This is a genomic window from Pseudomonas sp. PDM22, assembly GCF_014851965.1.
Lineage (GTDB): Bacteria > Pseudomonadota > Gammaproteobacteria > Pseudomonadales > Pseudomonadaceae > Pseudomonas.
The window spans coordinates 379,735-392,825 of the sequence record NZ_JACVAR010000001.1 but is presented as its reverse complement, the minus strand read 5'-3'; the positions used below and the strand labels follow the sequence as shown (position 1 = coordinate 392,825).

The window sequence follows — 13,091 nt, the reverse complement described above, 5'->3', positions numbered from 1 at the left end:
ATTCCATGAAAGTCTGGCTGCAAAGCATTGCGTGGAAACTCGGTGTCGCGCTCGGCCTGATCGAGCCTCCACGTCTGCAACCCATCCCTGTCCGCCGCGACGAGCAACGTCGCCTGATGGAGCAGCGCCGGCGCTACTGATCGCGCCCCGCCCATCGCAAAAGGAAAACCCGCCAGCTGGCGGGTTTTTTGTTTTGGCTCTTCTCGGATGGCCCGTTATTCGTGGGCGTTGAACCAGTCGTCGATCATCACCTTCAGCCGCTCCCCGGAGAAGCTGTCGAAGTGCCCGCCATGCACGGTACGCACCGGCAGCTCGCGCAGGCGCGCCAGGCTCGCGGCGTAGTCGTCGAGGTTGGAGTGGTAGGCGTCCTCGATGAGCGGGCCGTCGTAGATGATGTCGCCGGAGAACAGCGTCTGCGTCTTCTCCTCCCATAGGCTGATGCCGCCCGGCGAGTGCCCGGGGGTGTGCAGCACCTGCAGTGTGCGGTCACCAAGGTCGAGCACGTCGCCTTCCTCGATGGTGCGGGTCGCCGGTGCGGCCTTGACGCGGTATTCGGCGTAGCACAGCGGGCAGTCCGGGTGCGCGTCGAACATCTCGTCGTCGACGAAGGCGGTGGCCAGGGTGCGTTCGCCGTCGGGGCTGGCCAGGATGTCCGCTTCGGCCGGGTGCACCAGGCGCTCGTCGAACTCGTGGTGGCCGGCGATGTGGTCGAAGTGGGTGTGGCTGGCCACGGCCAGCAGCGGGCGGTCGGTGAGCCAGGGCAGTTGTTCGCGCAGGCTGACCAGGCCGGAGCCACTGTCCACCAGCACGTCGCGCTCGCGTCCCTGGATGTGCCACATGTTGCAGCGATAGAAGGGGCGGACGTAAGGCTCGTGGATCAGGCTGACGCCGTCGTAGCAGTGACGGACCTCGAACCAGCGGTCACGGGTGACGATCTTCATGAGTCGGATTCCGGGTGGGATGCGCGACGCGTCCAGCGCGCGGATCGCGGGTGACTGTGCATTCACCCTAACCTCTCCCAGAGGGAGAGGGAACCGTTCGGAACCTGGGGGGGAGTGGCCGGCGCCGGTAGCTGCGCCAGACACCCGGCTCCGCGCGTTTCCCGCTCCCTCTGGGAGAGGGCAGGGCGGCGGGGCGGGTTGTGGATAACCCGCCCCGCCTGCGTGGACTTACGCTCAGGGCGCGAAGGGCGCCGCTTCCATCACTTCCACGATCAGCGGGCGATCGCTCGGCGCGGTGCGCAGCAGCTCCTGCAGGTGGTCGTGGTCGCGGGCGCGCTCGGCGGCGCAGCCGAAGCCCCTGGCGATGGCGAGGAAGTCCGGGGTGTAGATGTCCACGCCCAGCGGGGTGATGTCGCGGCGTTCCATGTAGCGCTTGATCTCGCCGTAGCCGTGGTTGTTCCACAGCAGCACAACGATGCCCACCTTCGCTTCCACGGCGCTGGCCAGTTCGGTCATGGTGAACTGCAGGCCACCGTCGCCCATCAGGCTGATCACCGGGCGGCCCGGCTCGCCGAGCTTGGCGCCGATGGCGGCCGGCAGGCCGTAGCCCAGGGTGCCGTAGCCGGTGGAGGCGTTGAACCAGCGGCGGCCGCCGTCCAGTTCCACCAGGTGGTTGCCGCTGTAGACGGTCTGGGTCGAGTCGCCGACGAAGCGCGCGTCGGGCAGCACTTCGAGGATCTTGTCGAACAGGGTGCGGTAGTGCGCCCAGCCGCTGAAGTCCTCGGCCAGTTGCGCGCGCACCTTGGCCGCGCGCTGGGCGCCGGGGCTGGCGGTGTCGGCCTCGCGGGCCGGCAGCAGTTCCAGCAGGGCGCGCATGGCGGTGCGGGCGTCGGCCTGGATGGCGATCTGCGGCGCGAAGTTGCGCATCAGCTGCTGCGGGTCGATGTCGATGCGGATCAGCTCGCCGCCGATCTTGAAGTTGCCGTCGAACACCACGTCGTAGTCGGTCTCGCCCAGCTCGGTGCCGATAGCCAGCACCACGTCGGCCTCCAGCGCCAGTTCACGGACCGGAATCAGCGACTGGTTGCTGCCGATCAGCAGCGGGTGGTCCGGCTGCAGCAGGCCCTTGGCGTTGATGGTCTGCGCGGTCGGCGCGTCCAGGGCTATAGCCAGTGCGCGGGCTTCGGCCTGGGCGGCGACGCAGCCGCCACCGAGCAGCAGCAGCGGCTTCTGTGCCTTGGCCAGCTTGGCGGCGGCCTCGTGCAGCGGCGAGCGTGCCGGAGCCGGGCGCGCCAGTTGCACACGCGGCAGCACCTGCATGTGGTCGGCCGGGGCGGTGATGATGTCCTGCGGCAGCTCGATGTGTACCGGGCGCGGGCGCTCGCTGTCGAATACGGCGAAGGCGCGGGCCAGCACGGCGGGCAGCTCGTCGACGCTCATCAGGGTGTGGCTGAAGGCGCTGACGCCGGCAACCATGGCGCGCTGGTTCGGCAGCTCGTGCAGGTAGCCGTTGCCGTGGGCCAGGCGCGCGCGCTCGTTGACGCTCGAGATCACCAGCATGGGGATAGAGTCGGCGTAGGCCTGGCCCATGGCGGTGAGGATGTTGGTCATGCCCGGGCCGGTGATGATGAAGCAGGTGCCCGGCTTGCCGGTGACGCGCGCGTAGCCGTCGGCCATGAAGCCGGCGCCCTGTTCGTGGCGCGGGGTGATGTGGCGGATGCCGCTATGGGGCAGGCCGCGGTACAGCTCGACGGTGTGAACGCCGGGGATACCGAAGACGGTATCGACGCCCCAGGCTTCGAGTTGCTTGACGAGGAATTCGCCGCAGGTGGTCATGGCAGTTCCTTACTATTCGTGGGTGAGGTCATCATGCAAAAGGGCGCGGAGATCAGCTCGCCGCGCCCTCTTGCCTAGCGCAAGTGCTTATCAGGCCGCGTCGGCTACCGGCGCCGGGCGGGGCGATAGCAGGCTGACGACGATGAAGCTGACCAGGCCGATGGCCAGGCTGTAGTAGATCGGGGTGTTGGCGTCGAGGCCATCCTTGAACATGAACACCAGGGCGGTGATGAAGCCCAGGGCCATGCTGGTGATGGCGCCGGCGGTGGTGGCGCGCTTCCAGTAGATCGCACCGATCAGCGGGATCAGCATGCCGCCCACCAGCAGGTTGTACGCCAGGGTCAGGGCGTTGAGCACGTCGTTCACCACCAGGGCGATGCCCAGTACCACGATACCGGTGAGCAGGGTGCAGATGCGGTTCAGGCTCAGGCGGGTGGAACGCTGGCCGGTGAAGATCGGCAGCAGGTCTTCGGTGATGGTGGTGGAAGCGGCGAGCAGGCCGGCGCTGGCGGTGGACATCATCGCGGCCAGGGCTGCGGCGATCACCAGGCCACGGATACCGTCCGGCAGGGCGGCGCTGACGATGGCGGCGAAGGCGTTGTTGACGTTGTCCAGGTCAGGCAGCAGGACCTTGGCGCACATGCCGATCAGCGCGCCGACCAGGCCGTAGATCACGCAGTACACGCCAGCGGCGGTGCCGGCGTACTTGGTGACCTTGTCGTCGCGGGCGGTGAACACGCGCTGCCAGATGTCCTGGCCGATCAGGATGCCGAAGAAGTAGATCAGGAAGTAGGTGATGATCGTGTCGTAGCCGATGGTGTGGAAGCTGAAGGCAGTCGCCGGCAGCTTGGCCACCAGCTCGTCCCAACCGCCCACGCGGTACAGGCAGATCGGCAGCAGGATGAACATCAGGCCGACGGTCTTGATGATGAACTGCACGATGTCGGTGAGGGTCAGCGACCACATGCCGCCGATGGTGGAGTAGATCACCACGACGCCGCCGCCGAGCAGCACGGACACCCAGAACGGCAGGCCGAACAGGACCTGCATCACGGTGCCGATGGCCAGGGTGGAGACCACGCCGATCATCAGTGCGTAGGCGAACATGATCACCGCCGACGCCTGGCGAGCCATCGGGTTGTAGCGACGCTCCAGGACCTGGGTGACGGTGAAGATGCGCAGCTTGAGCAGCGGTTTGGCGAGGAACAGGTTCAGCGCGATGATGCCGGCGCCCAGGGCGGCGCACAGCCAGAAGCCGGAGATGCCATGGACGTAGCCCAGGCGCACGGTGCCCACGGTGGAGGCGCCGCCCAGTACGGTAGCGGCCATGGTGCCCATGTAGAACGCCGGGCCGAGGTTGCGGCCGGCCACGAGGTAGTCTTCGTGGGTCTTGGCGCGGCGCATGCCGTACCAGCCCAGCCACAACATGCCAGCGGCATATATCAGTACGACGATCAGATCTAACGCCATGGTCGGCTCCTCACACTTGCATTGTCATTGTTGCCGCGCGCTTGTGGCGTGCGGTAGGGCATCGGACCGGCGGCAACCGGTCCGATGGGGGCTTTCAGGTAGAGCGTTTCGCGTCAGGCCACGAAGCCTGGATCAGGCCGTCGGCTCGCTGATGCTGCGCACCGGGCGGTCATGGCTGCCGACCCAGCGCGGGCCCTTTGGGCCATAGACGCCAGCGGGTTCGGGGAAGGTGCGCAGCAGGGCGACGTAGAGCAGGGCGGCCATGCCGAGGGTCACCGGCAGGCTGATGTCGATACCGCCGGCCAGGTTGCCCAGCGGGCCGACGAACTGGCCCGGCAGGTTGACGAAGCACAGGCCCATGACCGCGCTCGGGATCCACGCACCCATGCCACGCCAGTTCCAGCCGTTGTGGAACCAGTAGGCGCCGCCTTCCTGGCCACGGGTGAACACCTGCAGGTCATCGGCGTGGTAGAAGCCACGGCGGATCACCAGGCCGAGGATCATGATCACCATCCAGGGGCTGGTACAGGTGATGATCAGCACGGCGAAGGTGGACACGCTCTGCACCAGGTTCGCGGCGAAGCGACCGATGAAGATGAAGGCGATGGACAGCAGGCCGATCAGCAGAGTGGCCTGCACGCGGTTGAGCAGGCGCGGGAACACGCTGGACATGTCCAGGCCGGTGCCATACAGCGAGGTGGTGCCGGTGGACATGCCGCCGATCACCGCGATCAGGCACACCGGCAGGAAGAACCAGCTCGGCGAAACGGCCAGCAGGCCGCCGACGTAGTTGTTCTGCGCGATGTAGTCCGGCGCGTTGACCGCAACGATGGTGGCGGTGGCCAGGCCGAACAGGAACGGGATCAGGGTCGCCAGCTGGGCGCAGATCACCGCCAGCATGATGCGCTTCTGCGAGGTCTGGCGCGGGATGTAACGGGCCCAGTCACCGAGGAACGCGCCGAAGGATACCGGGTTGCTCATGGCCAGCAGGGCGGCGCCGATGAAGGCGGCCCAGAAACCTTCGCTGCCCATCTGCACGGTGCCGGCGTAGCCAGCGTCGAAGGGACCTGCGAAGGCGAACAGGCCGAGCAGGAACAGCAGGCTCGCGGCCCACACGGCGATCTTGTTGACCATCAGCATGAAGCGGAAGCCGTAGATGCAGACGATCAGCACCAGCACGGCGAACAGGCCGTAGGCCAGGCCCAGGGTCAGGTCGGTTTCCGGCAGGTCGAACAGGCGCTTGGCGCCGCCGATCAGCGCATCGCCCGAGCTCCATACGGAGAGGGAGAAGAAGGCCACGGCGGTGAGCAGCGACAGGAACGAGCCGACGATCCGCCCGTGCACGCCGAAGTGGGCGCCCGAGGAGACCGCGTTGTTGGTGCCGTTGAGCGGGCCGAACAGGCCCATGGGCGCGAGGATGATCGAACCGACCAGCACGCCGAGGACGATGGCCCAGACGCCGGCCTGGAACGACAGCCCGAAGAGCACCGGGAAGCTGCCGAGCACGGCGGTGGCGAAGGTGTTGGCGCCACCGAAGATCATGCGGAACAGGTCGGTGGGCGTGGCGTTGCGTTCGCTATCCGGGATCTGTTCGACCCCGAATGTCTCGATCGTTGTGATTGCGTGTGCTTTGTTCTTGTTATCCATGACTTCCTCCCGGGGAGCCCTGTCTTTATGGCGTCGGAGACGGTGACAGGTGCTCGTGTGTGGCCAGCCAGCGGCCCTGTTTCGGATCACGGCGGAAGATGATGGTCTCCCGTTCGTGGTTCAGGCTTTCCTCTCCCTGGATGCGCAGCCGCGTGGCGACGTCGTGGCAGAACACGGCCACGTCTTCGCCCTGCAGGCTCACAAAGGTGTTGCTCGAAAGGCAGTCAAGGACCTCGAAACCATCGTCACGCAGCCAGCTTTCCCACACCTCGCGGTAAGCCGCGCGCGAGAGCAGCGGCTGCGGCCAGGTGTGGAAGATGAAACTGGCGTCTTCGCTGAAGGCGGCGAAGTAGGCTTCGGTGTCGGTGCGCGCGAAGGCTGCCACGAGAACGCGGGCAGCCTCCAGCACCTGTGCTACGCAGGCGTCGTTATTCATGTGTGTGCTCGTGCGCTCAGCGGCGCTCTACGCCCGGGAGGATGCAGAGCATTTCGTACAGCAGGTTGGCGCCGAGCAACGAGGTGTTGCCGGTGGTGTCGTAGGGCGGGGAGACCTCGACCAGGTCGCAGCCGATGATGTCCAGGCCCTGGCAGCCACGGACGATCTCGATCGCCTGGATGGTGGTCAGGCCGCCGATTTCCGGGGTGCCGGTACCGGGCGCCCAGGCCGGGTCGATGCCGTCGATATCGAAGGACAGGTAGACCGGGCCGCCGCCGACTTTCTCGCGGACTTCGGCCATCAGCGGTTCCAGCGACTTGTGCCAGCACTCTTCGGCCTGCACCACGCGGAAGCCCTGCTTGCGGCTCCAGTTGAAGTCTTCGGCGGTGTAGCCCTGCGCACGCAGGCCGATCTGCACCACGCGGTCGCAGTCCAGCAGGCCTTCTTCCACCGCGCGGCGGAAGGTGGTGCCGTGGGCGATCTTCTCGCCGAACATGTGGTCGTTCACATCGGCGTGGGCGTCGATGTGAACCAGGCCGACCTTGCCGTGCTTCTTGTGGATGGCACGCAGGATCGGCAGGGTGATGGTGTGGTCGCCGCCCAGGGTCAGGGGCAGGATGCCGTGGTCGAGGATCTTGTCGTAGGACTCCTCGATGATGCGCACCGCTTCCATCAGGTTGAAGGTGTTGATCGCCACGTCACCGATGTCGGCGATGTTCAGCGAGTCGAACGGCGCGGCGCCGGTGGCCATGTTGTACGGACGGATCATCACCGACTCGGCGCGGATTTCGCGCGGCCCGAAACGAGTACCGGAGCGCAGGGAGGTGCCGATGTCCAGGGGTACGCCGACGAAGGCGGCGTCCAGCTCGTTGAGCTCTTCGGGGGACTGGATATGCGGCAGGCGCATCATGGTGGCGATGCCGCCGAAACGCGGCATTTCGTTACCGCCCAGGGGCTGGTGAAGTTTCTTGTCCATGGGGAGGGCCTCAGGCTGATCGCTGTCTTCTTGGAAACAGGCTTGTTGAATACGTCAGGGCCGATTCTGGTCACGGGCGGTAGTGAAAAAAATCGCTGGCTACAAATAATCACTTCAGAGTTTTCTAAACTAATGGCGGTCGCTAGACTGCGCCACCTTGCCGCAGTAGACGGCCCCCCGGGCTTGTGGCCTGCGGTTCCTGAATAGATAGCTGGCTTGCTATCATCTGTTTTTCAGGTACAGAAAGTACTGAACTAGAGCGGCCCGGCCGCGGTTTTGCGGAGTCTTCATGAGCGCGAGCGCACTGCCCGACGTCAAACTGCTGCGGATTTTCGCCTGCGTGGTGCGCAGCCAGGGCTTCGCCGCCGCCCAGCAGGAGCTGAACCTGTCGACCTCGGCAATCAGCACCTACATGAGCCAGCTGGAGAACCAGCTGGGCATCGTGCTCTGCCACCGTGGCCGGGGCGGCTTCGGGCTGACCAGCAAGGGCGAGCTGTTCCACCAGGAAACCCTGCGCATCCTCGGCGAGCTGGAAGGCTTCGAGCGCTACGCGGCGACGCTCAAGGGCGAGCTGCGCGGCACCCTGAACCTCGGCGTGCTGGATTCCACCGTGAGCGACCCGGCGCTGCCGCTGGCCGATGTGATCGGCTCCTTCAGCAGCCTGCACCCGGCGGTGCACCTGCATCTGCAGGTACAGAGCCCGTACGAGCTGCAACTGGCGGTACTGGACAACCGTCTCGACCTGGCCATCGGCTCGTTCTTCAGCCGGATGAACGGCCTGGTCTACCAGCCTTTATATAGAGAGCAGCACTGGCTGTACTGCAGCGACCGCCACCCGCTGTTCGACGGTCGGCGCATCCCCGCCGAGCTGATCACCCAGCAGCGCATGGTCGGCCGTGGCTACTGGAGCCAGGCGGAGCTGGCGCGGCATGGCTTCAAGCACAGCGCCGGCACTGTGGAGAGTATGGAGGCGCAGCTGATCCTGATCCTCTCCGGCGGCTACATCGGCTACCTGCCCGAGCACTACGCACACCCCTGGGTGGAGCAGGGGCGCCTGCGCGCGCTGCTGCCGGCGACCTTTGGCTACCAGGCTCCGTTCTCGCTGATCCTGCGCCGTGGCCGCTCCCGCGAGCCACTGATCCAGAACTTCCGCGACCTGCTGCGCACCCAGCCGAGCCAGTCATGAGCCGCGCCCGCTGCCCGCGCTGCGAGCGCCCACTGAACCACTGCCTGTGCGCGCTGATCCCGCACCTGGACAACCGCACCCGCGTGCTGCTGCTGCAGCACCCGAGCGAGGTTGGGCATGCGTTGAACACCGCGCGCCTGGCAGCGCTGGGCCTGGCCAATGCAGAGCTGCGGGTCGGCGAGGATTTCAGTGGCCTCGATCTGTCCGCCTGGGATGCCTGGCTGCTGTTCCCCGGTGAATCCGCCGTGGCGCTGGCCGAGCTGGCCGCGCAGCCTGTGGATAAACCACGCCTGCTGGTGGTGCCCGACGGCACCTGGCGCAAGGCGCGCAAGCTGCTGCACCTCAACCCGAATCTCGCGGCGCTGCCGAGAGTCGTGCTGCCGGAAGGGCTGACCTCGCGTTACCGCCTGCGCAAGGCGCCGGCCGAGGGTGCGCTGTCAACCATCGAGGCGGTAGTCCATGCACTTGATGCGCTGGATGCGCCGCAGTCCCACGCGGACCTGCTGCGTCCGTTCGATGCACTGATCGAAGGGCAGATCGCGGCGATGGGGGAGGAAACCTTCTTGCGCAACCACGGGCCGCGTAGCTCATAGCGATCCGCTGGACGGGCCGGTGGATGCCCTGCGGTCCGCGCGCGGAATCGATGGGTATCGCTGCGCTCCACACCATCCTGCGTCGTGATTGTCCTGTGGATACCTACGCTTGCGGGGACAAGGTGCGGTAGCGCTCCACCAGCAGGGGAATGGCTCGCTCGCGCCAGAAAGTGCTGCTGACCATCCCGCTGGACATGCCGCCGTGGGCATGTCGCGGCAGGTGCACGTGGCTGGGATGATCCAGGCCGATGCCGGCCAGTTGCTCGAAAAGCCGCGTGAGCAGCTGCGTCAGCTCCGTCTCGCTGGCCGGCCAGGGCGTGGCGGCGAGGTGCTCGGCCATTTCCCGCCACAGGTACGGGTCGCCGCGCAGGCCCCACTGGATGGGTTCTTCGTGGAAGAGGTCGGCCACTGAGGTGAGACGGGACATGGGGGACTTCCTTGTGGAGTGTTGCTGGGGCCGCGTTGGCGGGGAGTGCAGTGTCACCGCTCTCGAGGGAGTCTGGAAAGGTCGTCCGCGCATCGATTTCTGCCCGACGGGCATCCCCGTGCCAGCACCGCCGTTATACTGCGCCCCTCATTCCCCTTCGCGAGGTGTTCGTCCGATGCGCAATTGATGCCGCCGTGGTTTCACGGCCCGTTTCCTTCCCTGGCCCGTTCCCGGGGGATTTCCGGCATCAATCTGGTATTGCGCATGACGAGCCCGTTCACCCTGGCGCTGCAAGGCGTCTCTTTCCAATTGCCCAGCGGCGAGCCGCTGCTGAGCGACCTCAATGAAACCTTCGACGAGCGCCGCACCGCGCTGGTCGGGCGCAATGGCGTGGGCAAGTCCGTGCTGGCGCGGATCATGGCCGGCGAGCTGCCTGCCAGCGCTGGCCGCTGCCAGGCGTCCGGGCCGGTGCATTACCTGCCGCAGCGTATCGAGCCGCAGGCGTTCCGCAGCGTTGCCGAGCTGGCCGGTGTGCAACCCCTGCTGGATGCGCTGACGCGAGTCGAGGCCGGTGGAGTCGATCCCGCTGACTTCGAACGTCTCGACGGCCACTGGGATGTCCGCGCGCGCCTGGAGGCCGAGCTGGCTGCTGCCGGGCTCGCCCATCTGCTGCCGGACACGCCCGCCTCGCGTCTCAGCGGCGGCGAATGCACGCGGGTGGCGCTGCTTGGCGCGTGGCTCAGCGGGGCGGACTGGCTGCTCCTCGACGAGCCGAGCAATCACCTCGACCGCGCCGGCCGCGAGGCCCTGCGTGAGCAACTGCAACGCTGGCGCGGCGGCCTGATCCTGATCAGCCATGATCCTCTGCTGCTGGACGACATGCAGCGCATCGTCGAGTTGTCGCCCTCGGGCCTGCGCAGTTATTCCGGCGGCCATGCCTTCTACCGCGAGGTACGCCAGCAGGAGCAGGACAGCGCCCAGCGCGAGTTGCAGCGGCGCAAGCTGGAGCGCGATCGCCAGCACCACGCCATGCAGGAACAGCGCGAGCGCCAGGAACACCGGCAGGCGAAGGGGCGCAAGGAGGCGAAGCAAGCCAACCAGGCGAAGATCCTCGTCGACCGGCAGAAGGAGCGCAGCCAGACCAGCATTGCGCGTCTGGCCACACAACAGGAAGAGCGTCGGGAGCGGCTGGCGCGGGACGTTCACGAGGCTTTCGGGCAGTTGCGCGAAGACGCCATGGTGGTCCTGAACGCACCGGACTGCGAGCTGCCCGAGTCCCGTGGCGTGTTGCTGCTGGAGGCACTGCGCCTGCCGTTCGGCAATGCCGCGCCACTGGACTTGCAGTTGAGCGGCCCGCGCCGCGTAGCGGTCAGCGGGCGCAACGGCAGCGGCAAGTCGACCCTGCTCAAGGTGCTCGCGGGCGTGCTCGACCCTGCGGCGGGCTCGTGCGAAGTGAGGGTGCGCAGTGCCTATCTGGATCAGCATCTGGCCGCGCTCTCGCCCGAGCGCTCGGTACTGGACCTGCTGCAGGAGCGCAATCGCGTGGCGGACCCTTCGGTGTTGCGCACCCGGCTGGCGCAACTGGGATTGCCGGCGGCACGGGTCGAGCTGCCCAGTGGCCTGCTCAGCGGCGGTGAGCGGCTGAAGGCGGCGCTGGCCTGCGAGCTCTATGCCGAGCATCCGGCGCAGCTGCTGCTCCTGGATGAGCCGGACAACCACCTCGACCTGCCATCGCGCGAAGCGCTGGAAAACCTGCTGCGGCAATACCGCGGCGCGCTGCTGGTGGTGTCGCACGACGAGGCATTGCTTGCCCGGCTGGAGCTGGAGGCGCGGCTGGAATGTGCGGAGGACGGTTGGCGCTGGCTGGTCGGCTGAGGCTTTACCGGCCGGGAAGAGCTGGGTAGGATCGACCTCCCTCTCTTTCCGGCTGCCTCTGCCGTGTTCCGCCCAGGCGTTGATTCGCGAAGCGGGCATTCATGCTGCCGACGCTCCAACGGCCGTTACCTTGCGTGGCGCGCTATCCCTTTGTGATCTGCTGAATCAGGATGCATTCATGCTCATTCGCCAACGCATCGCTGCGGATAATCCGCGGCTGCTCGATATCTGGCTGGGCGCCGTGCGCGCGACCCACCACTTCCTCCAGGCGTCGGACATCGACGCACTGCTGCCCCAGGTCCGTGACCTCTACCTGCCCGCCGTCGAGGTCTGGGTGGCGGTGGACGACGATGACCGTCCGCTGGGTTTCATCGGGCTCAACGACAGCCATGTGGAAATGCTCTTCATCGACCCGGAACGACGTGGCCAGGGCATCGGCCGCGCACTGCTCGATTTCACCCGCGAGTTGCGCGGCACGCTGAGTGTCGATGTCAATGAACAGAATCCTCAGGCAGTCGGGTTCTACCTGCACTATGGCTTCGTCCAGACCGGGCGCTCGCCCCTTGATGGCGAAGGCCGGCCCTTCCCGTTGCTGCACATGAGCCTGCCGGCCGGGGCGTAAACGACCCGCTTTTGTAGGATGGCGTGGAGCGAAGCGATACCCATCACAAGGCTGTCAAGCAAAGCTGATGGGTATCGCAAGCTCCACCCATCCTACTGCCTGCTTACTGGCTGCCTGGAAAGAGCCTCGCAATGTCGCCGTACAGCCTCAGACGGTTGCGCGGCTTACGCCGTCTCGCCGCTGCCGAAGCGAATGCTCCGCGCGCCGAGCTTGAGCAGGCTGTCGGCGAACAGGTCGCTGGCGGTCTGGCGGCAATCCCAGGCGGCTTCCCAGTCTTCCTGGCGGCGCCAGTGCAGGCGGCCGACCAGGCGCTGCGGTTCGCCTTCGGCGTGCAGTTCGCTGGCGAGATAGCCGGGGCGCAGGTAGAACAGCTCCTGCAGGTGCGACAGGTAATCGCACAGGCGCGCGGCGATGTGCGGGCGTTGCTGGGGTGTTACGTCGATCTCGATCTGCAGGATGAAATGCGGATTGTCCACGCAGGCATGGGCGGTGATCGGGGCGGGTTGCGTCATGTTCCTGGGCTCCCTGGCTTGAACCGAATGCCTGGCGAGGGTAAAACCTCAACTTAAGTTGAGGTCAATAGCCCATGAAAAATACTTCTTCCTGCTCCAAGCAACGCGAGCTGAGTGTCGGCGAGCTGGCCAAACGCGCTGGCGTGGCCGTTTCCGCACTGCACTTCTACGAGGCCCGGGGCCTGATCAGCAGTTCGCGCAATGCCGGCAACCAGCGCCGCTATTCACGCGACACGCTGCGCCGGGTGGCGGTGATCAAGGTCGCGCAACGGGTGGGCATTCCCCTGGGGGAGATCGCCGAGGCGCTGGGTTCGCTACCGAGCGGGCACAACCCGACGGCGGCGGACTGGGCGCGATTGTCGGCACGCTGGCGGGATGACCTGAACGAGCGGATCGAGAAGTTGCTGCTGCTGCGCGATCAGCTCGATGGCTGCATCGGTTGCGGCTGCCTGTCGATGGAGGCCTGTCCGCTGCGCAATCCGGGGGACCGGTTGGCGGAGGAGGGGCCGGGGGCGCATTGGCGGGGGGAGCTGGAGTGAATGAGGGGGGCTGAGAGCTGGGGAGAGGGTG

14 protein-coding genes are annotated in these 13,091 nt (G+C 66.5%); 6 read left to right on the top strand and 8 right to left on the bottom strand.

Features of this window, described 5'->3' with window-relative positions; genetic code table 11:
* Positions 1-5: 5 nt before the first annotated feature.
* Positions 6-140, top strand: coding sequence for a PA1414 family protein (locus tag IB255_RS30895; protein ID WP_263866012.1), 135 nt, complete (start codon positions 6-8; stop codon positions 138-140).
* A 75-nt stretch (positions 141-215) separates the two neighbouring features.
* Here IB255_RS30895 and IB255_RS01840 read toward each other — a convergent pair whose 3' ends face one another.
* The 6 genes from IB255_RS01840 to speB form a co-directional block, all read right to left on the bottom strand.
* On the bottom strand, positions 216-941 hold the full coding sequence (locus IB255_RS01840; RefSeq protein WP_081520332.1) for an MBL fold metallo-hydrolase: 726 nt from the start codon (positions 939-941) through the stop codon (positions 216-218).
* A 234-nt stretch (positions 942-1,175) separates the two neighbouring features.
* Positions 1,176-2,777: a 5-guanidino-2-oxopentanoate decarboxylase gene (locus IB255_RS01835; protein ID WP_192209740.1), complete on the bottom strand. Its 1,602-nt coding sequence runs from the start codon at positions 2,775-2,777 to the stop codon at positions 1,176-1,178.
* A 90-nt stretch (positions 2,778-2,867) separates the two neighbouring features.
* The gene (locus tag IB255_RS01830; protein ID WP_081520334.1) at positions 2,868-4,247 is read right to left on the bottom strand and encodes a sodium:solute symporter; all 1,380 of its coding nucleotides are present in this window, start codon (positions 4,245-4,247) and stop codon (positions 2,868-2,870) included.
* A gap of 132 nt (positions 4,248-4,379) precedes the next feature.
* A complete protein-coding gene (locus tag IB255_RS01825) occupies positions 4,380-5,894 on the bottom strand; it encodes a purine-cytosine permease family protein (protein WP_081520335.1) in 1,515 nt (504 codons plus the stop codon).
* Between the two features lie 25 nt (positions 5,895-5,919).
* Positions 5,920-6,330 carry a YybH family protein gene (locus IB255_RS01820; protein ID WP_081520336.1) on the bottom strand — a complete coding sequence of 137 codons (411 nt, stop codon included), beginning with the start codon at positions 6,328-6,330 and terminating at the stop codon, positions 5,920-5,922.
* Between the two features lie 16 nt (positions 6,331-6,346).
* On the bottom strand, positions 6,347-7,306 hold the full coding sequence (speB, locus tag IB255_RS01815; RefSeq protein ID WP_081520337.1) for an agmatinase: 960 nt from the start codon (positions 7,304-7,306) through the stop codon (positions 6,347-6,349).
* Between the two features lie 289 nt (positions 7,307-7,595).
* Between speB and IB255_RS01810 the strand changes: the two genes are divergently transcribed.
* Positions 7,596-8,492 (top strand): LysR family transcriptional regulator, encoded by an 897-nt coding sequence (locus IB255_RS01810; RefSeq protein WP_024765259.1) that lies wholly within the window; start codon positions 7,596-7,598, stop codon positions 8,490-8,492.
* Complete coding sequence (locus IB255_RS01805) at positions 8,489-9,085, top strand: tRNA-uridine aminocarboxypropyltransferase (protein ID WP_081520338.1); 597 nt, start codon at positions 8,489-8,491, stop codon at positions 9,083-9,085. The genes IB255_RS01810 and IB255_RS01805 overlap by 4 nt, the downstream gene beginning before the upstream one ends.
* Before the next feature lie 103 nt (positions 9,086-9,188).
* Here the strand turns inward: IB255_RS01805 and IB255_RS01800 are convergent, their stop codons facing one another.
* Entirely contained in the window at positions 9,189-9,512 is a 324-nt protein-coding gene (locus tag IB255_RS01800) for a hypothetical protein (RefSeq protein ID WP_192209739.1), read from the bottom strand.
* Positions 9,513-9,776: 264 nt separating this feature from the next.
* On the opposite strand from IB255_RS01800, the gene IB255_RS01795 reads away from it, so the two are divergent.
* Together IB255_RS01795 and IB255_RS01790 are read left to right on the top strand one after the other, a co-directional pair.
* Entirely contained in the window at positions 9,777-11,387 is a 1,611-nt protein-coding gene (locus IB255_RS01795) for an ATP-binding cassette domain-containing protein (RefSeq protein WP_192209738.1), read from the top strand.
* A 178-nt stretch (positions 11,388-11,565) separates the two neighbouring features.
* A complete protein-coding gene (locus IB255_RS01790; RefSeq protein ID WP_081520341.1) occupies positions 11,566-12,009 on the top strand; it encodes an acetyltransferase in 444 nt (147 codons plus the stop codon).
* A 164-nt stretch (positions 12,010-12,173) separates the two neighbouring features.
* On the opposite strand, the gene IB255_RS01785 is transcribed toward IB255_RS01790, so the two are convergent.
* The gene (locus IB255_RS01785) at positions 12,174-12,521 is read right to left on the bottom strand and encodes an antibiotic biosynthesis monooxygenase (RefSeq protein WP_081520342.1); all 348 of its coding nucleotides are present in this window, start codon (positions 12,519-12,521) and stop codon (positions 12,174-12,176) included.
* A gap of 74 nt (positions 12,522-12,595) precedes the next feature.
* On the opposite strand from IB255_RS01785, the gene soxR reads away from it, so the two are divergent.
* Positions 12,596-13,060, top strand: coding sequence for a redox-sensitive transcriptional activator SoxR (soxR, locus tag IB255_RS01780; RefSeq protein ID WP_192209737.1), 465 nt, complete (start codon positions 12,596-12,598; stop codon positions 13,058-13,060).
* Positions 13,061-13,091 lie beyond the last annotated feature (31 nt).

Excerpts from the sequence above, each read along its gene's own strand:
- IB255_RS30895 (WP_263866012.1), top strand. The coding sequence starts at position 6 with ATGAAAGTCTGGCTGCAAAGCATTGCGTGGAAACTCGGTGTCGCGCTC.
- IB255_RS01840 (WP_081520332.1), bottom strand. The coding sequence starts at position 941 with ATGAAGATCGTCACCCGTGACCGCTGGTTCGAGGTCCGTCACTGCTAC.
- IB255_RS01835 (WP_192209740.1), bottom strand. The coding sequence starts at position 2,777 with ATGACCACCTGCGGCGAATTCCTCGTCAAGCAACTCGAAGCCTGGGGC.
- IB255_RS01830 (WP_081520334.1), bottom strand. The coding sequence starts at position 4,247 with ATGGCGTTAGATCTGATCGTCGTACTGATATATGCCGCTGGCATGTTG.
- IB255_RS01825 (WP_081520335.1), bottom strand. The coding sequence starts at position 5,894 with ATGGATAACAAGAACAAAGCACACGCAATCACAACGATCGAGACATTC.
- IB255_RS01820 (WP_081520336.1), bottom strand. The coding sequence starts at position 6,330 with ATGAATAACGACGCCTGCGTAGCACAGGTGCTGGAGGCTGCCCGCGTT.
- speB (WP_081520337.1), bottom strand. The coding sequence starts at position 7,306 with ATGGACAAGAAACTTCACCAGCCCCTGGGCGGTAACGAAATGCCGCGT.
- IB255_RS01810 (WP_024765259.1), top strand. The coding sequence starts at position 7,596 with ATGAGCGCGAGCGCACTGCCCGACGTCAAACTGCTGCGGATTTTCGCC.
- IB255_RS01805 (WP_081520338.1), top strand. The coding sequence starts at position 8,489 with ATGAGCCGCGCCCGCTGCCCGCGCTGCGAGCGCCCACTGAACCACTGC.
- IB255_RS01800 (WP_192209739.1), bottom strand. The coding sequence starts at position 9,512 with ATGTCCCGTCTCACCTCAGTGGCCGACCTCTTCCACGAAGAACCCATC.
- IB255_RS01795 (WP_192209738.1), top strand. The coding sequence starts at position 9,777 with ATGACGAGCCCGTTCACCCTGGCGCTGCAAGGCGTCTCTTTCCAATTG.
- IB255_RS01790 (WP_081520341.1), top strand. The coding sequence starts at position 11,566 with ATGCTCATTCGCCAACGCATCGCTGCGGATAATCCGCGGCTGCTCGAT.
- IB255_RS01785 (WP_081520342.1), bottom strand. The coding sequence starts at position 12,521 with ATGACGCAACCCGCCCCGATCACCGCCCATGCCTGCGTGGACAATCCG.
- soxR (WP_192209737.1), top strand. The coding sequence starts at position 12,596 with ATGAAAAATACTTCTTCCTGCTCCAAGCAACGCGAGCTGAGTGTCGGC.